Origin of the sequence: Phocoenobacter atlanticus subsp. cyclopteri, assembly GCF_018343795.1 — a bacterium.
Classification (GTDB): Bacteria; Pseudomonadota; Gammaproteobacteria; order Enterobacterales; family Pasteurellaceae; genus Phocoenobacter; species Phocoenobacter atlanticus.
In genome coordinates, this window is record NZ_CP074346.1 from 429,295 (window position 1) to 451,327 (window position 22,033).

The 22,033-nt window shown below is 33.7% G+C and carries 19 protein-coding genes and 1 pseudogene; 11 read left to right on the plus strand and 9 right to left on the minus strand.

The window, feature by feature from the left end; translation table 11 throughout:
* The first annotated feature begins 37 nt into the window (after positions 1 to 37).
* The 5 genes from KGI96_RS01990 (at position 38) to cspE (ending at position 5,270) form a co-directional block, all read left to right on the plus strand.
* Positions 38 to 2,077, plus strand: a complete 2,040-nt coding sequence (locus tag KGI96_RS01990; RefSeq protein WP_211598444.1) for an HsdM family class I SAM-dependent methyltransferase — start codon at positions 38 to 40, stop codon at positions 2,075 to 2,077.
* A gap of 17 nt (positions 2,078 to 2,094) precedes the next feature.
* A complete protein-coding gene (locus KGI96_RS01995; RefSeq protein WP_213156529.1) occupies positions 2,095 to 3,192 on the plus strand; it encodes a restriction endonuclease subunit S in 1,098 nt (365 codons plus the stop codon).
* Between the two features lie 127 nt (positions 3,193 to 3,319).
* Positions 3,320 to 4,282 carry an IS30 family transposase gene (locus KGI96_RS02000; protein WP_213156442.1) on the plus strand — a complete coding sequence of 321 codons (963 nt, stop codon included), beginning with the start codon at positions 3,320 to 3,322 and terminating at the stop codon, positions 4,280 to 4,282.
* 81 nt (positions 4,283 to 4,363) lie between these two features.
* Positions 4,364 to 4,750, plus strand: a complete 387-nt coding sequence (locus KGI96_RS02005) for a pyrimidine dimer DNA glycosylase/endonuclease V (protein ID WP_211598524.1) — start codon at positions 4,364 to 4,366, stop codon at positions 4,748 to 4,750.
* A gap of 310 nt (positions 4,751 to 5,060) precedes the next feature.
* Positions 5,061 to 5,270 carry a transcription antiterminator/RNA stability regulator CspE gene (gene cspE / locus KGI96_RS02010; protein WP_211598522.1) on the plus strand — a complete coding sequence of 70 codons (210 nt, stop codon included), beginning with the start codon at positions 5,061 to 5,063 and terminating at the stop codon, positions 5,268 to 5,270.
* Between the two features lie 352 nt (positions 5,271 to 5,622).
* On the opposite strand, the gene bamE is transcribed toward cspE, so the two are convergent.
* Entirely contained in the window at positions 5,623 to 5,961 is a 339-nt protein-coding gene (gene bamE, locus KGI96_RS02015) for an outer membrane protein assembly factor BamE (RefSeq protein ID WP_211598519.1), read from the minus strand.
* A gap of 65 nt (positions 5,962 to 6,026) precedes the next feature.
* Entirely contained in the window at positions 6,027 to 7,028 is a 1,002-nt protein-coding gene (yejK, locus tag KGI96_RS02020; RefSeq protein ID WP_211598517.1) for a nucleoid-associated protein YejK, read from the minus strand.
* Positions 7,029 to 7,380: 352 nt separating this feature from the next.
* On the opposite strand from yejK, the gene KGI96_RS02025 reads away from it, so the two are divergent.
* On the plus strand, positions 7,381 to 7,851 hold the full coding sequence (locus KGI96_RS02025; protein WP_211598515.1) for a YaiI/YqxD family protein: 471 nt from the start codon (positions 7,381 to 7,383) through the stop codon (positions 7,849 to 7,851).
* Positions 7,852 to 7,917: 66 nt separating this feature from the next.
* Here KGI96_RS02025 and argG read toward each other — a convergent pair whose 3' ends face one another.
* The 5 genes and pseudogenes from argG to KGI96_RS02050 all read right to left on the minus strand — a co-directional run bounded on the left by argG (position 7,918) and on the right by KGI96_RS02050 (position 14,667).
* Positions 7,918 to 9,243, minus strand: a complete 1,326-nt coding sequence (gene argG / locus KGI96_RS02030; RefSeq protein WP_211598513.1) for an argininosuccinate synthase — start codon at positions 9,241 to 9,243, stop codon at positions 7,918 to 7,920.
* A gap of 458 nt (positions 9,244 to 9,701) precedes the next feature.
* A pseudogene (mglC, locus tag KGI96_RS02035) lies at positions 9,702 to 10,706 on the minus strand (galactose/methyl galactoside ABC transporter permease MglC); the annotation flags it as partial.
* An 18-nt stretch (positions 10,707 to 10,724) separates the two neighbouring features.
* Complete coding sequence (gene mglA / locus KGI96_RS02040) at positions 10,725 to 12,251, minus strand: galactose/methyl galactoside ABC transporter ATP-binding protein MglA (protein WP_211598511.1); 1,527 nt, start codon at positions 12,249 to 12,251, stop codon at positions 10,725 to 10,727.
* A gap of 52 nt (positions 12,252 to 12,303) precedes the next feature.
* The gene (mglB, locus tag KGI96_RS02045) at positions 12,304 to 13,302 is read right to left on the minus strand and encodes a galactose/glucose ABC transporter substrate-binding protein MglB (RefSeq protein ID WP_211598509.1); all 999 of its coding nucleotides are present in this window, start codon (positions 13,300 to 13,302) and stop codon (positions 12,304 to 12,306) included.
* A gap of 360 nt (positions 13,303 to 13,662) precedes the next feature.
* The gene (locus KGI96_RS02050; RefSeq protein ID WP_211598507.1) at positions 13,663 to 14,667 is read right to left on the minus strand and encodes a substrate-binding domain-containing protein; all 1,005 of its coding nucleotides are present in this window, start codon (positions 14,665 to 14,667) and stop codon (positions 13,663 to 13,665) included.
* A gap of 224 nt (positions 14,668 to 14,891) precedes the next feature.
* Here KGI96_RS02050 and galT point away from each other — a divergent pair, with 224 nt between their 5' ends.
* The 4 genes from galT (at position 14,892) to metK (ending at position 19,476) form a co-directional block, all read left to right on the plus strand.
* The gene (gene galT / locus KGI96_RS02055; protein ID WP_211598506.1) at positions 14,892 to 15,935 is read left to right on the plus strand and encodes a galactose-1-phosphate uridylyltransferase; all 1,044 of its coding nucleotides are present in this window, start codon (positions 14,892 to 14,894) and stop codon (positions 15,933 to 15,935) included.
* Positions 15,936 to 15,987: 52 nt separating this feature from the next.
* Entirely contained in the window at positions 15,988 to 17,145 is a 1,158-nt protein-coding gene (gene galK / locus KGI96_RS02060; protein WP_211598504.1) for a galactokinase, read from the plus strand.
* A complete protein-coding gene (gene galM / locus KGI96_RS02065; protein ID WP_211598502.1) occupies positions 17,139 to 18,164 on the plus strand; it encodes a galactose-1-epimerase in 1,026 nt (341 codons plus the stop codon). The genes galK and galM overlap by 7 nt, the downstream gene beginning before the upstream one ends.
* A 157-nt stretch (positions 18,165 to 18,321) precedes the next feature.
* Complete coding sequence (gene metK, locus KGI96_RS02070; RefSeq protein WP_211598499.1) at positions 18,322 to 19,476, plus strand: methionine adenosyltransferase; 1,155 nt, start codon at positions 18,322 to 18,324, stop codon at positions 19,474 to 19,476.
* Between the two features lie 75 nt (positions 19,477 to 19,551).
* Here metK and KGI96_RS11175 read toward each other — a convergent pair whose 3' ends face one another.
* Positions 19,552 to 20,109 carry a substrate-binding domain-containing protein gene (locus KGI96_RS11175; RefSeq protein WP_267873275.1) on the minus strand — a complete coding sequence of 186 codons (558 nt, stop codon included), beginning with the start codon at positions 20,107 to 20,109 and terminating at the stop codon, positions 19,552 to 19,554.
* On the minus strand, positions 20,106 to 20,549 hold the full coding sequence (locus KGI96_RS11180; RefSeq protein ID WP_267873276.1) for a LacI family DNA-binding transcriptional regulator: 444 nt from the start codon (positions 20,547 to 20,549) through the stop codon (positions 20,106 to 20,108). The genes KGI96_RS11175 and KGI96_RS11180 overlap by 4 nt, the downstream gene beginning before the upstream one ends.
* A gap of 213 nt (positions 20,550 to 20,762) precedes the next feature.
* Here KGI96_RS11180 and KGI96_RS02080 point away from each other — a divergent pair, with 213 nt between their 5' ends.
* On the plus strand, positions 20,763 to 22,031 hold the full coding sequence (locus KGI96_RS02080) for an MFS transporter (protein WP_211598496.1): 1,269 nt from the start codon (positions 20,763 to 20,765) through the stop codon (positions 22,029 to 22,031).
* Positions 22,032 to 22,033: the final 2 nt, after the last annotated feature.

Here is a 22,033-nt window from a genome sequence, read left to right on the forward strand (position 1 = left end):
TCTTATTAAGAATTTACAAATTTTAAGGAAAAATAGAATGACAAAGAAAGCACAATCAATAGAACCAAACATTGCAGATTTAGCAAATGGGTGGTTAAAAGAATACGGTTTAGATTATAAATTAGAACAAGAAAGTTTAAATACAGAAATAGATAATGCTCTTGATGATTATCATTCAAAAAATGGTGGAAAAGGCGGAAATCGCCCTGATGCAAAACTTCTTAAACAAGATAAAAACTTAGATTTCTATCCTATTTTAATCGAATATAAAGGGTATAAAGATAAACTTGAAAAATTAAATGCAAATGGTCAAGTTGATAATATGACCGCTAAAAATCAGCCTAACTTTAAAAATATTAAAGATTATGCGGTCAATGGTGCGGTTCATTATGCTAACGCTCTTTTACATCATACAAGTTATACTGATATTATTTCAATTGGTATGACAGGCTACAAAGATGAAAGCGGTAAGATTATTCATCAAATTGGCGTGTACTATGTATCTAAATCTAATTTAGGGATTGGACAAAAAGTTGGTGAATTTTCAGATTTATCTTTTTTAGCTGATAATAATTTTGATGCCTTTATTGAACAAGTAAAAAAACTTACGCTTTCAAATGAAGAGCTTGAATTATTAAAATCACAGCGTGAAAAAGAAATTGATGCAAGTTTAGTAAAGCTTAATAATGACATTTACCAACAAGAAAAAGGATTAGGCGAAAATGATCGTGTTTATTTAGTTGCCGCATCTATTATCGCAACTTTAGGTGTAGCGGGGAAAGTTGCACCGCTTGAAAAGGCTGATTTAAAATCATCAAGCGAGGAAGGTAATACTGATGGCGACATTATTATGCGAAAAATTAACGCTTTCTTAAATGAAAAGAATATTCCAAAAGATAAAAAAGATCTCATTGTTAGAACATTATCAAATACACTTTTAACAGATAATATCAACAAAGTTAAAGATGGAGAAACTCAGCTTAAACGTGTATTCTCTAAAATTGTTGATGATTTAGGCATTTATTACAAAATTGGTTTAACAACTGATTTTACAGGAAAATTATTCAATGAAATGTATGGCTGGCTTGGCTTTTCACAAGATAAACTTAATGATGTTGTTTTAACGCCATCTTATGTTGCCACACTTTTGGTGAAACTTGCACGAGTAAATAAAGATTCTTATGTGTGGGATTTTGCGACAGGTTCAGCAGGTTTATTAGTTGCTGCGATGAATGAAATGCTTATTGATGCAAAAAATACCATTACTTCACCAAATGAACTCATAAAAAAAGAAGCGATGATAAAAGCAGAGCAGTTATTAGGGCTAGAACTACTTTCTAGCGTTTATATGCTTGCGATATTAAATATGATTTTAATGGACGATGGCAGTTCAAACATTCTTAATAAAGACTCTTTAATTGACTTTGACGGAAAATATGGCTTTGGTAAAACAGACACTGCATTCCCTGCTGATGCGTTTATTCTAAACCCACCTTATTCTGCAAGTGGAAATGGTATGAATTTTGTGGAAAAGGCTCTTTCAATGATGAACAAAGGCTATGCGTCAATTATTATTCAAGGCAGTGCAGGAAGTGGTAAAGCGGCTGAATTTAACAAGAGAATTTTACAAAGAAATACTTTATTAGCAAGTATCAAAATGCCGATCGATTTATTCGTAGGTAAATCTAGTGTTCAAACTTATATTTATGTGTTTAGAGTCAATGAAAAGCACAATAAAGATGAAATGGTTAAATTTATTGATTTTTCAAATGATGGATACACAAGAACGAACCGCAAAAAAGCAAGTAATAATTTAAAAGATACGGATAGAGCAAAAGAGCGTTATGCAGAATTAGTTAATCTTGTGCGATTTGGTAAATCTAAATTAAATATTTTTACCGAGCAAGAATATTATGAAGATACTATTGACCCAGAAAATGGAGCAGATTGGAATAAATCAGCCCCTATTGACACCAAGCCAACCCTTGAAGATTTTAAAAAGACGGTAAGTGATTATTTAGCGTGGGAAGTATCGAACTTATTGAAAAATCAGGGAAATGACAGTTTGGGAAAATAAATGCCCCACTGAATGCTATGTTAGAAAGTGTTGAGTGGGGCGAGTTTAGGATTGGGGATTTGTTTGAAATAAAATCTTATAAAAAAAGATTTGATGCAAATAAAGTTACTTTATTAGAAACAGGCTATCCTTATATAGTTAGAACAGCATTAAATAATGGACTCAAAGGTTATATAAATGAAGATAAGCAGTATCTAAATGATGGGAATACAATTTCTTTTGGTCAAGATACAGCTACAATGTTCTATCAAGAAAAACCTTATTTTACAGGAGATAAAATAAAAATATTAAAATCTAAATATGATGAATTTAGTAAGAATAATGCTCAATTTTTTATATCTGTGATGGGTAAAGCATTTAGTTGTTTTTCTTGGGGAAGTTCAAGTTTTAATGTGAGTATTATTAGTGAGCAGAAAATTACACTTCCCATTACTAGTAATGGATTGATAAATTTTTCCTTTATGGAAAAATTTATCGCGGAGCTAGAGGCGAGCCATCTAGCGGAGCTAGAGGCTTACCTAAGCGTTACAAATTTAAAAGATTATCACTTAACCGAAGAAGAAAAAGATGTTTTACGATCTTTTGAGCAAAATGAAATTAAGTGGGGTGAGTTTAAATATAGAGATATTTTCAATAATATAAAGCAAGGAAGAAGGTTGAAAAAAGATGATCAATTAGATGGTAATATTCCATTTGTGATGTCAGGTATAACTAATACAGGTGTGGTCAATTACATATCTAATCCTATTTCTATATTTCCTGAAAATTCAATAACCATAGATATTTTTGGTAATACTTTTTATAGAAGTTTTTCTTATGGTGCAGGTGATGATACAGGTGCTTATTGGAATGATAAAAAAGATTATGTCAAAGAAGAGATGCTATTTTTTGCAACTTCAATGGCTAGATCTTTAAGTGGTAAATTTTCTTATGGTAAGAAATTAAGAAGTTCGCAAAGTTTAAATTTTAAAATGAAGTTACCATTATTAAATAATGAACCAAACTATCAAATAATGGAAATCTTTATCAAAGCCATTCAAAAACTTGTAATAAAAGATGTTGTTTTATATTCAGAACAGAAAAGAGCATTAACTAAACAGGTTATTAGTTCTTAATGGATAAAGCGGTTATTTTTATTAAACTTAGATTCAAAAACGAAGTGCAACGTTTGAAAAATAGTAATTGAAATGTAAGATGTGCAGTGTTGCACTTCGATTTTCAACTACCACATATCAAAACGTTATGAAACACTACAAACATCTTACACAAGAACAAAGATATCAAATTTCTGCTCTAATGAAAACAGGAATCTCAAAAAGTGAAATTTCTCGAATCATTGGCGTTCACAAAGCAACGATATACCGTGAACTAAAACGTAATACTGGACAACGAGGTTACCGCCCTAAACAAGCAAATAACCTCGCTGTCTCTAGAAAAGCAAATAATGCTCAAACAATTAGTGATTTTGGCTGGGCATATATAGAGGAGTTATTATCAAGGAAATACTCTCCTGAACAAATTACAGGGAGACTACGTTTTCTTGGGTGGACTAATGTGCCTAGTCACGAAAGAATCTATCAATATATTTATGCGGATAAACAAGCAGGAGGAAAGCTGTATCAGCACCTACGTTGTCAGAAAACCTACAGAAAACGAGGTTACGCTAATCAAGATAGACGTGGTCAAATAGCAAATAGAATTGATATTACAGAACGTCCTGCTTCTGTTGATAATAGAGAACGCTTAGGGGATTATGAAGGTGATACCGTTGTAGGTAAACATCATCGTGGAGTGCTAGTTACCTTGGTTGATAGGGTAAGTCGAGAAACTAAAATAAAATGTTTACCTAACCGTAAGGCTGAACGAGTTAAAGAAGCTTGTATTGAAATGCTTTTAGGTGAAAATCCATTAAGTATTACCTTTGATAATGGTAAAGAGTTTGCACAACACGAAGAGATTGCAAAGTCATTAAAGACAACGATTTATTTTGCAAAACCATATCACTCTTGGGAGCGTGGAACAAATGAAAATACGAATGGGCTTATTCGGCAATTTTTACCAAAATCAGCCACTTTAGATAAAGTAACTGATGATGAGATTAAAGCTATTGAAGATAATTTAAACAATAGACCAAGAAAAGTATTAGGCTATCAAACACCTCTTGAGGTAAAATCTAGATTTGGGTGCGTTGCACTTCAAACTTGAATCCGCCAAATAATTTACGAATCGTAAAATTTTATAAAAATATGACCGCTTAAAAACTATTTGAATAAAAAAATATTAACTATGACAAGAATAAACCTAATCCCCCCAAAAGAGCTCTGCGATCAACACCTACTCGCAGAGTTTAGAGAACTTACTCGAATTCCTAATGCGGTTGCAAAAGGGAAATACAATTTAGTTGGAATGCCTGATGATTATAAGCTTGGAACAGGACACGTTCGCTTTTTCTTTAATAAATTGATGTTTTTAAAAAAACGTTATCAAGATTTATATGAAGAATGCAAAGCAAGACAATTTAATGTGAAATATATCTGGTCAGAAAACTTACCAGAAGATGAAAATTTATGGCTAGATTATATTCCAACGGTGAATGCGATTGAAGTAAATAGAGCAAGAATTTTAGAGAGAATGCCTGTGAAACCAAGATTTACGCTACGCATAGATGTGTAAAAAAATCTCACCACTTAAAAGGTATGTAATTTAAGCTACCATAGTGGCATTTTGATGTTCTTAAATAAATAGTAGTGATAATTATTCTAAATAATAGAAAGTATTTGCTTTAATTAAAATATTATGTTCTAATGAAGCCCTAACTAAGAGCAGTTTAAGAAGTTAGTTATTATAGTTCTTCCTCATTGTTACAAAGTTTTTACTTTATATCTTGAAAGTCCTGTTAATATCCATCTCTATTTATAAAGTGATTAGCGTTACCGCTTGAATTTTCAAGCATTCAAATAAATTTTTAAAATAAGGAAGACATATGTCTAAATTAACTGGTATCGTAAAATGGTTCAATTCTGAAAAAGGTTTTGGTTTCATCACTCCATCTAATGGTGGAAAAGATGTTTTCGTTCACTTTTCTGGAATCGTTGGTGACAACTACAGAACATTAAACGAAAATGATAACGTTGAATTTGAAGTTCAAGATAGTCAACGTGGTCCATCAGCAGTAGATGTAAAAATTATCTAATTCGCTTTTAGCAATTAAATAGATTTTCAAAAATCCCCTTTTATAAGGGGATTTTTTCATATTAGACCATATAATCACTATTTTTTTAATGATTTTCCTCGCTATTTTTTTGTATTTTTATGAACAGGTCTCTTTTATGTAAACCTATCTTGAGACGGGAAAAATAATAAAGCAGAAGTTCTGATTTGGTGACAAACTTTATTGATGTATGTTGAAATAGTTAAATTGCATTTCTAGTAACATATTTTAGAGCTATTATGTATTTATAATAGCTAATATGTAAATTTCTAAAAAAATATGACCGCTTATTTTTATTCATCAATTTCTATTTTGAAGTATAGCGGGTTAGTATTTATTTCTCTTCAAGTGGTTTATCTAGCTGGATATCGCTTACCAGTCCACTATGATCAAAGTAAATAAATAAAGTACGTTGAACAGGGTCTTGATGTCCTTTACGTTTGATAAAAACATAATCCCAGCGGTTTTGTGCAAATATATCTTTTAATAGTGGTGTGCCAAGTAAATAGAGTACTTGTTCTTGATTCATTCCTACCTTTAATTGATCGACCTTTTCTTGCTCTAAATAATTACCTTGAGGTACATCAATACGATACACGACTTTTTCTAATGTTGAACAAGCTGTTACGCCCATCATAAGTAAGATTGTTGCTAAAAGTGATTTTATTTTCATAATTTTTTAAACCTTTCATTTTATAATATTGGGTAAATAATACCTAAACTTACACTTAAATACCATTATTTATTGCGTTGAAGTTGATCTCGCAAATTTGCGGGTATTTCTTTGATTGTTAAAGTGTCATTTAGTTCGTCCCAAATCACTCGCTCGTTTAATAATTGAGCATCAAAACTGAGAGTAACCCCTTTTCCTGAACCTGAATATTTAGTTAAGGCTTTTAATGTATTGCGAATAGGGGGAATAGAGTCTTCTAAATCATAATCTTGAGTTTGAGTAAATTGTGCAAAATTTTGATCATTTAAGGTAGGAATTTCATTGGCTAATTCTTGAATAGCGATTTCTTCACCACTGTTAATTTGACCTTTACAATAATCAAAAACTTGTGTTTTTACTGCTTTGGTTTGATCTGCACTTAGTTCACCTTGATCGCAATAATCGTGAACTGCTTGTAACAAGGTTTGGTTTTGTACTTTCGGATCAAGCCCTGCTTCTGCGCCTAAAAAATCCATAAAGAAATCTGCTACTTTTCGTCCCACACGTCCTTTGATAAAGGTTAAATAGCGGTTAGATTGTGCATCTAGCTTTAATTCTGTTAAATTAATACGACAAGCAATGTCATATTGTGCCATTTCTAAATATTGAGTACGTTTAATTTCTAATTGTTCATCCACTAACATAGAGGTTCGGTTATCAATTAATGCAATAAATAGATAATCAGTTGCTAAAAAATTATAACGACACAAAATAAAAGAACCACCACTGGCAAATGGATATTTTACCAATTCCGTTGCTAACATTTTGGTACAGCTATAACTAAAGGGTAAAAAATAATTTTCTTGTTCTAATAAACGATTTAACTCCTGAGCAAAATTTGAATTCTCTTGAAATAAGCCATAGCCTTTGGCTTTTCCTTGATAGGCTTGATGAAGTTGTAACATCATCTGCTCAACTTCAGGCGTAACCTCTAATAATTTTTCTCTTAAAATTGTTTTTAATTCAGGTGTTTCGCTTTCAGTTTGTGTCAATTGGTGGAGAACAATTTCTGTTACATTTATACTCATAGTTTCCTTATATTACATCTTTTTATTCAAAATTAATTTGGAAGAGATTTTAACTGTAGTTAGGATATAGAGCAAGATCATACTTTAATTAGAGTAAGATAGTACTTAAAATCAATAAACTATATTATTAACGTAGTTTGCGTATATTCGCCCGTTACTTGATATAGAAATCTTCACAAAACATTATTAGGCATAAATATAGCGGTGACATTTAGTTCAGAATTTACAATTCTTATGCTTGCTTTTCTTAATAGTATCTACATAATAATTGTTGATTTTTAAACATAAACATCAATGGGTAAAATTTTACTGTTACCCTGTATTAATAATTACATATTAGAAAAATAAAACAATGAAAATTTACATAGACGCTGACGCTTGCCCGAAAACATTACGAGATTTTATTTGCAAATCTGTGGTACGAACTAAAACCACTGCAATATTTGTAAGTAATAGTTTTATCAATTTACCACGTTCGCCTTTTATTAGCATTAAAGTAGTTGAAAAAGGCTTTGATATTGCGGATAACTATATTGTCGAACAAGCTAAGAAAAATGATTTAGCGATAACCAGTGATATTCCTTTGGCGAATGATCTTATTAACAAAGGTGTGGCGGTAATTAATTTTAAAGGACTAGAGTACAATAAGGATAATATTAAGCAAAATCTAGGGATGCGTGATTTTATGGATATGATGCGTAGTACGGGCGTGCTTGAACCTTCTCAAATGGGTAAACAAAAACCATTTTCTGATAAAGATAAAAAAATGTTTGCAGATACATTTAATCGACTACATACAAAATTATCAAGAATATGCAATTAAAGAAAAAATAAATAAAGGCTGAAACTATTCAGCCTTTATTTCTGTATTACATCAATTAATTTCGTTCTAATCTAAAAGTGGAATAACATTATCTTTTCTGGAAATTAATCCTGTTTGGGTATAAAGCCTGAGTTTGTCACGAGTATCTTTAATATCAAGATTACGCATAGTTAATTGACCAATACGATCTGTCGCTGTAAAGGGTGCATCCACTACTTTTTCCATACTTAAATGTTCTGCTTGATAGGTTAGGTTTGGTGATTGAGTGTCTAATATTAAATAATCGTTACCACGACGTAATTCCAATGTGACGTCACCAGTAATTGCTTTGGCAACCCAACGTTGTGCGGTTTCTCGCAACATTAATGCTTGTGAATCAAACCAGCGACCTTGATAGAGTAAACGTCCTAGACGTAAACCATTGATACGATATTGCTCAATGGTATCTTCATTATGAATACCAGTCACTAAACGTTCATAAGCGATATGTAATAATGCCATTCCTGGCGCTTCATAAATGCCACGAGATTTTGCTTCAATAATACGGTTTTCAATTTGATCTGACATTCCTAATTCGTGTCTACCCCCAATACGATTTGCTTCTAAAAATAATTCAACCAAATCATCAAAACGTTTACCATTTAATGCAACGGGAATGCCTTCTTCGAAACTAATTTTTACTTCTTCTGTTTCAATTTTTATATTTTCATCCCAGAACGCAACACCCATAATAGGTTTTACAATTTTGATATTGGTGTCTAAATCTTCTAAATCTTTTGCTTCGTGAGTGGCTCCAAGCATATTAGAATCTGTGGAATAGGCTTTTTCAACGGACATTTTATAATCAAAACCATTTTTGATTAAAAATTGTGACATTTCAGAACGTCCACCTAATTCGTTAATAAACAGTTCATCTAACCAAGGTTTGTATATTTTGAGATCAGGATTAGTGATTAGACCATAGCGATAAAAACGTTCAATATCATTTCCTTTATAAGTGCTACCATCTCCCCAAATATTTACACCATCTTGTTGCATTGAGGCAACAAGCATTGTTCCTGTAACTGCACGTCCTAAAGGCGTGGTATTAAAATAAGGCATTCCACCTGTAGAAATGTGAAATGCACCACATTGAATGGCAACAATACCTTCGTGAGCAAGTTGGCTACGGCAATCAATTAATCGAGCTTTTTCTGCACCATATTCTATTGCTTTTTGAGGGATTTCATCATAATCTTCTTCATCTGGTTGACCTAAATTTGCTGTGTAAGCATAGGGTACCGTTCCTTTTTGACGCATCCAAAGTAACGCGGCACTGGTATCTAAACCGCCTGAAAATGCGATTCCCACTTTTTTACCAAATGGTATAGATTCTAAAATTGTACTAGACATATAAATTCCTTGTTGTATTGCATAATTTAAATTTTATATAAATATAGTAAATTAAACTTAAATTAGTACTATGATTTTGTAGAGGAGCATTAGTAAACGTAGTTTACGTATATGCTCCCAAATGCACGGGATAACATATTTTGCAAATTATTCATTTTATTTGACCGCTCTCTTTTAGACTTTAGATTATTTTATCTCGAGCAACGGGTGGATATACGCAAACTAACGTTTGCTAATGCCACCCCTACGATCCAAATAACTATTTATGTAAATGTCCAGTACTGATTTCAATTTAATTTAGTATAATTTCATTATTCTATCTAAAATAGAATTAAAAATGAACTTGTTATTTACATTATGTTAACATTTGTAAATTTTGCGTAAAAAGTAACCGCTTATTTTAATCAATAAGCGGTTACTTTATTTCTAGTAATTTTGAGTAGTTTCTTTTTTATGCGTTATTTTTTCTTCGCATATTTCAAGCTATCAATTGCAACAGCGAAAATGATAATACTACCTTTGATTATATATTGCCAATATGGGTTTACACCGATATAAGTTAAACCGTAGTTGATAAGAGTAAAGATTAATACCCCAGTCACAACACCAGCAACAGTACCAACACCACCAGCGAAGGATACACCCCCAACCACACAGGCTGCGATTGCATCAAGTTCGTACATAAAACCAAGGTTATTAGTTGCACTTCCTACACGTCCACCTTCAAGCATACCTGCGAAAGCATATAACATTCCTGCAATCATATAGATAACAATTAAGTTACGAGTGACGTTTACACCAGATACACGTGCTGCTTCTGGGTTTCCACCGATAGCAAAGATATTTTTACCAAAGCGAGTTTTATTCCACATAATCCATACTAAGACCGTAATAATTGCAGCATAAATGGTAATGTAGGAGAGTTTAAAGGATCCAATTCTAAAGAAGTTTTGTGTGAAATCTAAGAATGCATCACTAAATCCAGCAATTGGAGAAGCACCGACGGCATCATAATATAGAGAGTTGATACCATAAACGATGATCATTGTCCCTAATGTAGCAATAAATGGCGTTACATTTAGGATTGCGATAATAAAACCATTTAATAATCCAATAATTGCACCGATTGCACATACAATTAAGATAACAACAGGAATTGGAATTTCACCTAAATTAGGAAATACTCGGTTTACATTATCCAGTGATTGTAAAAGTGTGGCAGAAACCACCGCAGTAAGACCTACTTGGCGACCCGCTGATAAGTCTGTACCTTGTGTTACAAGTAAACCTGCAACTCCAAGTGCGATAATTAAACGTACCGATGATTGCGTTAAAATATTACTAAAGTTACGCAAACTTAAGAAACTTGAATCTTGTGTAATAATAACAGAAAGTAATACTAACAAGACAAAGTAAATGGCGTTTTGTTTTAAAAAATCAAGTGATTTATTTTTTTTAAGGCTGACATAATACTGTTCCTTTTATAGATATTTAGCCGCTAATTGTAAAATTTCTTCTTGCGAGGTTTCTGCTGTATTGACAATCCCCGCAACCGTTCCGTTACTCATTACTAATATGCGATCTGTGACTCCTAAAAGTTCAGGCATTTCTGATGAAATCATAATAATACCTTTGTCTTTATTAGCGAGATCCATAATAAGTTGATAAATTTCAAATTTTGCCCCAATATCGATACCTCGAGTAGGTTCATCAAGCATTAAAATTTCAGGTTGAGTTAATAACCAACGGCCAATAACGACTTTTTGTTGGTTACCACCAGATAATGAACCAATATTCGTTTGATGAGAAGGCGTTTTAACATTCATTGAATCAATGACCCACTGAGTATCACTTTTCATTTTTTGATTACTTAGTAGTCCAAACTTACCTAAATAGGATTTCATATTTGAGATCAATGAATTAAACTCAATACTTAAATTTGCGTAAATACCAGTCGCACGACGTTCTTCTGTTACAAGAGCAAATCCGTGATTGATTGCCTCAAGGGCTGTGTTATTTTTGACGACTTTATCGTGTAATTTAATTGTGCCACTTTGACGGTGACGAACCCCAAAAATAGTTTCTACAATATCTGTTCGTCTCGCTCCCACTAAGCCAGCAATACCTAAAATTTCACCTTTATGAAGGTTAAAACTGACATCTTGAATTGATGGTTGATTGGTCGCAGTGAGTCCTTCTACTTCTAAAATAACTTCTTTTGGTATATTTGTTTTTGGAGGAAAACGTTGAGTTAATTCACGTCCAACCATCATTGCAACAATATCATCAATAGTAGAATCTGCTACAGACACACTATTTATCCATTTACCATCTCGTAAAACGGTGACTTCATCACAAATTCTAAAAATTTCATCCATTTTGTGAGAAATATAAATAATACCGCAGCCACGATCTTGTAATTTTTTAATAATTTTAAATAAGTGATCCACTTCTTTTTCAGAAAGAGACGATGTGGGTTCGTCCATAATAACGATTTTAGCGTTGTAGGAGAACGCTTTGGCAATTTCAACCATCTGCATTTGTGAAACAGATAATTTACCTACTTTTTCCTTTGGATCAACATCAATATCCAACTCATCAAAAATAACTTTCGTATCGTTATACATTTTGGTATGATCGATAAAGCCACTTTTGGTAGGGTAACGTCCCAGCCATATATTATCCATAACGCTTTGTTGACGAACTAAGTTTAATTCTTGGTGAACCATCGAAATCCCATTTTCAAGGGCTTCTTTCGATGTTGCAAAATTTACAGGTTTTCCTAAAAAGAGAATTTCCCCTTCATCTTTGGCATAAATACCAAACAAACACTTTAACAAAGTGGATTTTCCTGCCCCGTTTTCACCCATTAATGCGTGAACAGAATAAGAACGGACAGTTAAATTTGCTCGATCAAGTGCTTTTACTCCGGGAAAGGTTTTGCTGACATTTGTCATTTCTAGTAGCACTTCACCTTTAGGTTTTGATGCTATATTTTGTGCTGTCATATTCAACCTCTATCAAAAAAAGGGGGAGAAATCCCCCTTAACATATTACGATTTATTTTAAAAATTCGTTTAAGTTATCTGCATCAACAGCAACATAAGGAACATTGATTCTTTTACCATTAAGTTTATAAGTCATTCCTTCAGTTGGTGCTTTACCTTCTGCTAAGTTTTTAGAAAGTTGTACAACTGCTTTACCTTGATTTACCCCATCGTTAAGTACGGTACCAAGAATTTCACCTTTTTTAACCATTTGTAAAACTTCAGGAAGAGCATCTACACCAAAGATTGGTAATTTTTTACCTGCTGCTTTGATTGCATTGAATGCACCCATTGCCATACCGTCATTGTTACAGATAACAACTTCAATGTTTTTGCCTTTAGGGTTAGATAACCAAGATTGCATTTTGTCTTTCGCCATTGAAGCATCCCACATACCTGTATCGATAAACAACTCATCAGTTTTAAAACCTTGATCGTTTAACTGTTTAATTACAAATTTAGTACGAGCTTCTGCATCTGGGTGTCCTGGTTCACCTTTTAATAAAGCATATTGGATTTTACCATCTTTATTTAAGTCAAATTCAGGGTGTGCTTTCCATTGTTTAGCAATTAATTGACCTTGCATTACACCAGATTCTTTAGGATCTGTTCCCACAAAATAAGCTTTATCATAAGTGGCAAGTGCTTTATTACCTGGATCACGGTTAAAGAATACGATTGGTACATTATCACCTTTTGCTTTACGGATAACTGTTTTTGCAGCACCTGGATCAACTAAGTTGATTGCTAATGCTTTAACAATAGGATCTCTTGAAAGCAAACCATCAATTTGGTCGTTTTGGATCGATTGTTGATTTTGAGAGTCATTCATACTTAATTTAATACTACCAAGAGCTTGTGCTTCTTTTTCAATCTCTTGACGCATTAATGCCATAAAGTTATCGTCGTATTTGTAAATTGTTACACCGATTGGAATATCTTTCGCAGATGCTGTTGCTACTGCACCAAAACCAACTGCTAATGCCACAGCACTTAAAAGCGTTTTTTTCATAATGTGTTTCTCCATTGAAAAATCTTTGTAAAACAAAGTATATTGAGTTTTTATTGATAGTAAAATTTATTATCAATAATTGAATTTATCCATATATAGCATATTGGATAATCGTGACGATCATACAGAAATTTACAATATAATTCTGTGATCTATTTCACAATTATGAAAACGGTTTCATAAATTATTAAAAAAATGTAGCTTGAAAGGTAAATTAAGAAAGAATTTATGTAGTAGGTAACCGTAAACTTTTACTCACTGATTTTTAGAAATAAAGAATAATTATTATATAGGGGAAAAATTAATGTATTTTATAATATTTTAAGTGATTTTGTGCTTTGGTTAAAATATCATTTTTTATTATTTAGTAAACACGCTTTTAGTTGAAAATCGTTTAACTAGAGTAGGTTTAAATTGTACATAAGTGGGACGCTCAATTTCTTTATTTGCTAAGTTTAATGCTAATTTGGTTGCATAACTTGCCATTAAATCAATAGGATATCTGATTGTAGTGAGTTTTGGTACTAAATATTTTGCAATAGGAACATCATCAAATCCGATAATTGAAAATTGCTCAGGAACTTTAATATTGTTTTCATTTAAAACCGATAATGCACCTGCTGCAATATTATCATTATATGCGACAATAGCTGTTAAATCAGAGTGATAGCTAAGCAGTTCTATCATTGCTTCTTCACCGCCTTCAAAATCGGGAGAGGTGTGTACAATAGCGTGTTTTAATTGTGAAAGTTGATGTTTTTTTAATGCTTTTAAATAGCCATTTTTACGATCAAACTCATCGGTAATATAATGATTAGAACCAATGTAACCTATATGTTTATGCCCTAATTTAATTAATGTTTCAGTGGCTAAAAAAGTGCCCTTTTCATTATCAAGATCAACGCAACGATGCTCATAGCCTTCAATGACACGGTTAATGATCACCATACTAGGAACACTTTCTAGGTAATGTTTTAATATTTCATCATCAAGCGCTTTACTATGAACAATTAAGCAATTACAACGTTTACGTAATAAACTCTCAATGGCATTAAGTTCTTTTTCTGCGTTATGGTAACCGATACCAATTAAGATACTTTTACCATATTCAGTGGCAACTTGATCGACAGTTTTCACTAAAATAGCAAAAAAAGGATCAGTTACATCTGTGACCACAACGCCAACAGTATCTGTATTTTTTAGTGCGAGAGCTTGAGCATTAGCATTAGGGCAATAACCTAATGTTTCTACAGCGTGTAAAACAGATTGGCGAGACTTATTACTAGAGGAAGCATTATTTAAAACTCGAGAAACGGTAGCAACTGAAACGCCTGCGAGAGTAGCAACATCACGAATTGTAATCATAATTTTCCTTTTAATTGATCTGTTTTGACATTAAACATCATATAAAAAATATATTTTTTTGAAAGCGGTTACTTTTAAAAATGATACCTAGCTCACAAAAAATAATGTAATTTACTATGATTATTTTAAATTTGTGATGTAGATCACAGTAATTGTATTTTGCTGGGTTAAAATAGGGGTGTAATCGTTTACATTTTTAAAAAGAAATAAAAAGGAGAGGAAAAATGAATAATGTATTTGATCCAACTGAGCATCCACATCGACGTTATAATCCATTAACCGAACAATGGGTTTTGGTTTCCCCACATCGAGCAAAACGTCCTTGGCAAGGTCAACAAGAAAAAGTAGTGGAAGAAAATAAACCAAGTTACGATCCAAGTTGTTATTTGTGTCCAAGTAATAAACGCATTACTGGTGAACAAAATCCAGCGTATACTCAACCTTTCGTGTTTAAAAATGATTTTTCCGCCCTTTTAGAAGATACACCAGCTCCACAAGAACAACAAGATCCTCTCTTTCAAAGTTCTCAGGCACAGGGCGAGAGCCGAGTAGTTTGTTTTTCACCTGATCACAGTAAAACCTTACCTTTATTGACCGTTGAAGAAATCACCGAAGTGATCAAAACGTGGCAAGAACAATTACAAGAATTAGGTCAAAAATATCAATGGGTGCAAATTTTTGAGAATAAAGGGGCGGCAATGGGCTGTTCAAATCCACATCCACACGGTCAAATTTGGGCAAGCAATTTCTTACCAAATGAAGTTGCCCAAGTAGATAAAGCACAAGCTGAATATTTTAAAAAACATAATTCGGTGCTTTTAATGGACTATGTCAATAAAGAATTAGAACTTAAAGAACGCATTGTGGTAGAAACAGAATATTGGGTAGCGGTTGTGCCTTATTGGGCGGTATGGCCATTTGAAACCTTGCTACTTCCAAAACAGCATATTAAACGCTTAACGGATTTAAATACAGAACAAGAAAAAGATCTTGCTTTAGCAATAAAAAAATTAACAACAAAATATGATAATTTATTTAATACATCATTCCCTTATTCAATGGGCTTTCACGCTGCACCTTTTAATGGCAAAGAGAATGAACATTGGCAATTACACGCTCATTTCTATCCACCTTTACTACGTTCTGCCACCGTGCGTAAATTTATGGTTGGCTATGAGATGTTAGGGGAGAGCCAGAGAGATCTAACCGCAGAGCAAGCTGCAATACGTTTAAGAGAGTTGTCAGATACACATTATAAAATGAAGTGATATTGAATATAGCGGTTACTTGTGAGTTAAAATTTACAAAAAAGGAAATATTATGCAACCAATCGAAAAAGCGAAACAGTTATTTGTTGAAAAATTTAATCAAAAACCAACCTTATGTGTTTATGCTCCAGGGCGAGTCAATGTGATTGGCGAACATACCGATTATAATGACGGTTTTGTGATGCCTTGTGCGATCAACTATGGAACAGCAATCAGTGGTACTAAACGTAGTGATAGTATTTTTAACGTCTATGCGGCAGATTTAGATCAGTTTGATAAATTTGATTTAAGCCAACCGATCACAAAAAACAGCGAGGCTAAATGGACGGGCTATGTGCGTGGAGTAGTTAAATTTATTCAAGAGCGTTGCCCTGAATTTAAACAAGGGGCAGATTTAGTGATTAGTGGCAATGTGCCTTTATCTTCTGGTTTGAGTTCTTCGGCATCATTAGAAGTGGCGGTAGGAAAATTCTGTCAGCAATTAGGCAATCTTTCACTTTCTCATACTGAAATTGCGTTAATCGGGCAGAAAGCCGAGAATAAATTTGTGGGTGCAAATTGTGGCAATATGGATCAGTTAATTTCAGCATTAGGGCAAAAAGATAATTTATTGATGATTGATTGCCGTAGTTTAGAAACCAAGCCAACACCCGTGCCAAAAGATGTTGCCGTGATGATTGTAAACTCAAATGTGAAACACGATTTAGTGACAGGGGAATACAATACTCGTCGCCAACAATGTGAAAAAGCAGCGGAATTTTTCGGCGTAAAAGCATTGCGAGATGTGTCTATTGAAGAATTTGCAAAAAAAGAGAAAGATCTTACCGCTTGTGATCCTGAAATGATGAGACGAGCCAGACACGTAGTGACTGAAAATCAACGTGTACTTGATGCAGTAAAAGCCTTAGAGCAGGGTGATTTAACCTTATTGGGTAAATTGATGTATGCCTCTCACGATTCAATGCGTGATGACTTTGAAATTACCACACCTGAAATAGATTACTTAGTAGAACTTGCTCAAGTCGTTATCGGTTCAAGTGGTGGTGCGAGAATGACAGGTGGTGGCTTTGGTGGATGTATTGTTGCAGTTGCACCTGTTGAAAAAGTAGAAGAAGTACGTAAAATTATTGCAGATAACTATCAAAAACAAACAGGCTTAAAAGAGACTTTCTATGTTTGCACTGCGTCACAAGGGGTATCAGTATGCTAACGGAAACCGTAACGGGCATAGCACCTGATAACCAACCTTTTCATCTCTTTATCTTAACGAATGGCAATGGAATGTCCATTCAAGTAATGGATTGGGGAGCAACGTGGGTATCGTGCAAAGTGCCAGTTAATCATCAACTAAAAGAAGTGTTATTAGGTTGTAAAATACAGGATTATCCACTTCAACAGGTTTATTTAGGGGCAACGGTGGGGCGTTATGCTAATCGTATTGCTAATGCCAGTTTTCAATTAAATGACAAAGAATATCAATTAGTTGCAAACCAAGGTGAGCATCATATACACGGCGGAAACGGATTTAGCCATAGACGTTGGAACATTAAACAAAAAACTGACAATAGGGTGACCTTTTCACTCTTTTCAGAAGATGGTGATCAAGGGTTTGGCGGAAATGTAACGGTTTTTGTGACCTATCATTTAACAGAAAACAATGAAGTCAAAATCGAATTTGAAGGTGAGTCTGATCAAGATACGCCATTGAATTTAACCAATCATAGTTATTTTAATTTAGATAATGCTGAAATTGGTAGTGATGTTCGTGATCATAAATTACAGCTGAATGCGGATTATTTTTTACCTGTGGATAATGAAGGTATCCCAAATGCACCGCTAAAAGCCCTTGAAAATACCAGTTTTGATTTTCGTAATGAAAAAAGCATTGGTAAAGATTTTCTAAAAGAAGAGCAACAGCTAACAAAAGGTTACGATCACTCTTTTTTATTAAATCATCAAGACGAGCAACCTTGTGCGATTTTAACGGCTTCAGATAACTCATTGCAATTACAAGTATTCACCTCACAACCTGCATTACAAGTTTATACTGGAAATTATCTTGCGGGAACACCGAATCGTGGTAATGAAAAATATAATGATTATTCAGGAATTGCACTAGAAAATCAAGCATTACCAGATACACCTAATCATCCTGAATGGCAGAAATATGGTGGGATTATAAAAGCAGGTGAAAAATATAAACAGTGGACAATATTTAAAATAGATTAAAAAATAGATTGTGATTTTGGGTAAAAAAATATATTATAGACGTCTAGATGTTTAAACCTCTAAAAATTATAAATAAGCGGTAAGATATTGTAAAAATTTTGCAAAATGTTACCGCTTAGGTATTTTGTAAACCTACTTGATATTAAGGAAAAACTTAATGGCGATAAATTTATTTACTTCAGAATCTGTTTCAGAAGGACACCCTGATAAAATTGCAGATCAAATCTCTGATGCAGTTTTAGATGAAATATTAAAACAAGATCCAAAAGCACGTGTAGCTTGTGAAACTTACGTAAAGACAGGTATGGCATTAGTGGGCGGTGAAATTACCACAACGGCTTGGGTCGATATTGAAAATCTAACTCGAGAAGTGATTTGTGATATTGGTTATACCCATTCTGATATGGGCTTTGATGCTCATTCTTGTGCTGTATTAAATGCAATTGGTAAACAATCTCCTGATATTAATCAAGGTGTTGATAGAACCGATCCTTTTGAACAAGGAGCAGGAGATCAAGGCATTATGTTTGGCTATGCGACCAATGAAACTGACGTATTAATGCCAGCACCAATTACCTATGCTCACTTATTAATGCAAAAACAAGCAGAAGTACGTAAAAGTGGTAAATTAAATTGGTTACGTCCTGATGCAAAAAGCCAAATAACCTTTATTTATGAAGATAACAAAATTAAAGGCATTGATGCCGTAGTACTTTCAACTCAGCACTCAGACACCGTTTCTCAAAAAGATCTTCACGAAGGGGTAATGGAAGAAATTATCAAACCTATTTTGCCAAGTGAATGGTTAAGTAAAGATACCAAATATTTTATTAATCCAACAGGGCGTTTTGTTATTGGCGGTCCAATGGGAGATTGTGGCTTAACAGGACGTAAAATTATTGTTGATACTTACGGTGGTGCGGCTCGTCACGGTGGCGGTGCATTCTCTGGTAAAGATCCATCAAAAGTTGATCGCAGTGCTGCTTATGCCGCTCGTTATGTGGCAAAAAATATTGTAGCCGCTGGTTTAGCAGATCGTTGTGAAATTCAGCTTTCTTATGCAATAGGTGTCGCAGATCCAACCTCAATAATGGTAGAAACCTTTGGAACAGGTAAAGTAAGTAATGAAGTGTTAGTTCGCTTAGTGCGTCAGCATTTTGATTTACGTCCTTATGGCTTAATTCAAATGTTAGATCTGATTAAACCCATTTATCGTGAAACTGCCGCTTACGGACACTTCGGACGTGAACATTTCCCTTGGGAAAAAACAGATAAAGCAGATATTCTGCGTGTTGACGCTGGATTGAAATAATTTATAAGAATTAAAGCGGTATGATGTTGATCGAAATTTGCAAATTTTTGATTAGATCATACCGCTTATTTTTTCTTAACAAGACTGTCCAATAATTAATGGACAAGTAATCAAATTTTCTCCTATCGAATTTATTCCCTCAATAAAATGTAGTGCAGCCTGTTTTCCCATTTCATAATGGGGGAGTTGTACAGTGGTGAGTGACGGTTGAAATAAGTGTGTAACACCAACCATATTATCGTAACCAACCACTGCCACATCTTCTGGGATACGAAAACCTCTACTTAATAAGAGTTGATAAGCGAGAAATGCAATACGGTCATTACCACACACTATAATATCAAAATCTAATTTATTAGGATTATTCTCTAACAACTTTTCAAGCGGTTTTGCCCCATTTTCGTAAGTATGAGGTGTACCAATCATAAAATGTTGTTCAGGAATCTGCGGGCTTAATTGATTAAACCACGCCTTTTCAAAACCATTTTTACGCTCTTTGGCTGCGATGGCTTTTTCTGGAATATACATACAAAGGGGCTTTTTATAGCCTTTTTTAACCAATAGTTCAGTTAAATCAAACTGCCCTTGAAAATCATTAGGAATATAGCTTGCTACATCAATATCATTCGTCACACAATTTGATAACACCATCGGAATATTATGTAATTTTGAGGAATTTTTACTTCTTTTAAACCATTTCTTGCCACAATAATTCCCGCTGGACGATAAGATAACAAACGCTCAGCCGCCTGTTCCATTTCTTGTTTATCGTCTTCAAAGGTATTGATCACAAAAGAGTGCCAGCCGTGTTGTCGTACCGTTTTTTCAATTGCAAGAATGATTTCAACAGAAAAAGGCGTCGTTGCTGTACCTAAAGATAGCACACCGATCGTCTTACCAGTTGATCCTCGAATGTTTTTTGCAGAAAAATTAGGCACATAATTCAGTTCATCAATTGCTTTTTTTACGTGTTTATAAGTTTTTGCAGATAATTTCTCAGGATTATTTAATGCTCTAGATACGGTCATTAAAGAAACCCCTGCCAATTCTGCGACTTGTTTTAATGATGCCATTTTTATTATCCTTCTTATTTTTTTCTATTTTACCTGTAATACTCTCTTTTTTGTTAACGTTAACCGCAAAAAGTGTGATCTGGTTCACAAAATTAAAATGATAACCTTAACATTTGTGAGACAGATCACATTTATAAGTATTTATGGCTTGATAAGTTTTTTGATAACGTTAACATTTGGCGAAATTTATATATTTTAAATAAGGAGTTTTCTATGTCAGAAACACTATCTAATCAAGGTCAACAGCACTATTATCTTACCAATAGAAATTATTGGGTATCAGGTGCTTATTTCTTCACATACTTTTTTATTATGGCAACCTGTTTTCCTTTTCTTGGGATTTGGTTGGGCGATATCAACGGTTTATCTGGCGAAGACATCGGTTTAGTTTTTTCATCAATGTCATTTTCAGCTATCTGTTTCCAACCTATTTTTGGTTACTTAACTGATAAACTCGGTATTAAAAAACATATGTTGTGGGTGCTTGCGGTTACCTTGCTTTTCTATGCCCCTTTCTTCATCTATATTTTTGCACCACTCTTAAAAGTCAATGTCTTTTTAGGGGCATTATCTGGTGGGGCTTATATGGGCTTTGTGTTTAAAAGTGGGGCACCAGCTTCCGAAGCTTATATTGAACGTATTAGCCGTTTAAGTCGTTTTGAATATGGACGTGCGAGAATGTTTGGTATGTTTGGTTGGGGAATTTGTGCCTCTTTGGCAGGCAACTTGTATAGTTCAAATCCTAATTCTGTTTTTTGGTTAGGCTCTATTGCCGCTCTTGTATTATTAGTTTTAGTCGCAATGATGAAACCTTCAAATAGTTCAACTTCTGCTGTTATTGATAAATTAGGCGAGAACAAAAATCCTGTAAGCTTAAAGCAGGCTTTTGCTTTATTAAAACGTCCACAATTTTGGGCTTTAATTGCTTATGTTGTGGGTGTGGCTTGTACCTATGATATTTTTGACCAACAGTTTGGTAATTTCTTTAATACTTTCTTTGAATCAAAAGAAAAAGGGATTGAAATGTTTGGCTACGTCACAACGCTTGGGGAAACATTAAACGCCATTATTATGTTCTTCGTGCCTGTGATTATTAACCGCTTTATCGGTGCAAAAAATGCGTTATTGATTGCGGGGGTAATTATGAGTATTCGTATCACAGGCTCGTCTTATGCAACGGAAGCGTGGCACGTCGTGGTATTAAAAACCTTACATATGTTTGAAGTACCCTTCTATTTAGTGGGCTTATTCAAATATATTTCGAATGTGTTTGAAGTGCATTTTTCAGCAACCGTGTACTTAGTGGCTTGTCAGTTTATCAAAGAAGTGGTAAGTATGGTGGAATCGCCAATTGTGGGCAAATTATATGACATACACGGCTACCAAGATACCTATTTCATTCTTGGTTGTATCGCTTTTGGTTTTACTGTTCTTTCTCTGTTTGCTTTAACAGGAAAAAAATTAACACCAGAACAAGCTTAGTA

What these genes read in the sequence shown, in the direction of transcription:
- KGI96_RS01990 (WP_211598444.1), top strand. Translation starts at nt 38, where the DNA reads ATGACAAAGAAAGCACAATCAATAGAACCAAACATTGCAGATTTAGCA.
- KGI96_RS01995 (WP_213156529.1), top strand. Translation starts at nt 2,095, where the DNA reads ATGTTAGAAAGTGTTGAGTGGGGCGAGTTTAGGATTGGGGATTTGTTT.
- KGI96_RS02000 (WP_213156442.1), top strand. Translation starts at nt 3,320, where the DNA reads ATGAAACACTACAAACATCTTACACAAGAACAAAGATATCAAATTTCT.
- KGI96_RS02005 (WP_211598524.1), top strand. Translation starts at nt 4,364, where the DNA reads ATGACAAGAATAAACCTAATCCCCCCAAAAGAGCTCTGCGATCAACAC.
- cspE (WP_211598522.1), top strand. Translation starts at nt 5,061, where the DNA reads ATGTCTAAATTAACTGGTATCGTAAAATGGTTCAATTCTGAAAAAGGT.
- bamE (WP_211598519.1), bottom strand. Translation starts at nt 5,961, where the DNA reads ATGAAAATAAAATCACTTTTAGCAACAATCTTACTTATGATGGGCGTA.
- yejK (WP_211598517.1), bottom strand. Translation starts at nt 7,028, where the DNA reads ATGAGTATAAATGTAACAGAAATTGTTCTCCACCAATTGACACAAACT.
- KGI96_RS02025 (WP_211598515.1), top strand. Translation starts at nt 7,381, where the DNA reads ATGAAAATTTACATAGACGCTGACGCTTGCCCGAAAACATTACGAGAT.
- argG (WP_211598513.1), bottom strand. Translation starts at nt 9,243, where the DNA reads ATGTCTAGTACAATTTTAGAATCTATACCATTTGGTAAAAAAGTGGGA.
- mglA (WP_211598511.1), bottom strand. Translation starts at nt 12,251, where the DNA reads ATGACAGCACAAAATATAGCATCAAAACCTAAAGGTGAAGTGCTACTA.
- mglB (WP_211598509.1), bottom strand. Translation starts at nt 13,302, where the DNA reads ATGAAAAAAACGCTTTTAAGTGCTGTGGCATTAGCAGTTGGTTTTGGT.
- KGI96_RS02050 (WP_211598507.1), bottom strand. Translation starts at nt 14,667, where the DNA reads ATGATTACAATTCGTGATGTTGCTACTCTCGCAGGCGTTTCAGTTGCT.
- galT (WP_211598506.1), top strand. Translation starts at nt 14,892, where the DNA reads ATGAATAATGTATTTGATCCAACTGAGCATCCACATCGACGTTATAAT.
- galK (WP_211598504.1), top strand. Translation starts at nt 15,988, where the DNA reads ATGCAACCAATCGAAAAAGCGAAACAGTTATTTGTTGAAAAATTTAAT.
- galM (WP_211598502.1), top strand. Translation starts at nt 17,139, where the DNA reads ATGCTAACGGAAACCGTAACGGGCATAGCACCTGATAACCAACCTTTT.
- metK (WP_211598499.1), top strand. Translation starts at nt 18,322, where the DNA reads ATGGCGATAAATTTATTTACTTCAGAATCTGTTTCAGAAGGACACCCT.
- KGI96_RS11180 (WP_267873276.1), bottom strand. Translation starts at nt 20,549, where the DNA reads ATGGCATCATTAAAACAAGTCGCAGAATTGGCAGGGGTTTCTTTAATG.
- KGI96_RS02080 (WP_211598496.1), top strand. Translation starts at nt 20,763, where the DNA reads ATGTCAGAAACACTATCTAATCAAGGTCAACAGCACTATTATCTTACC.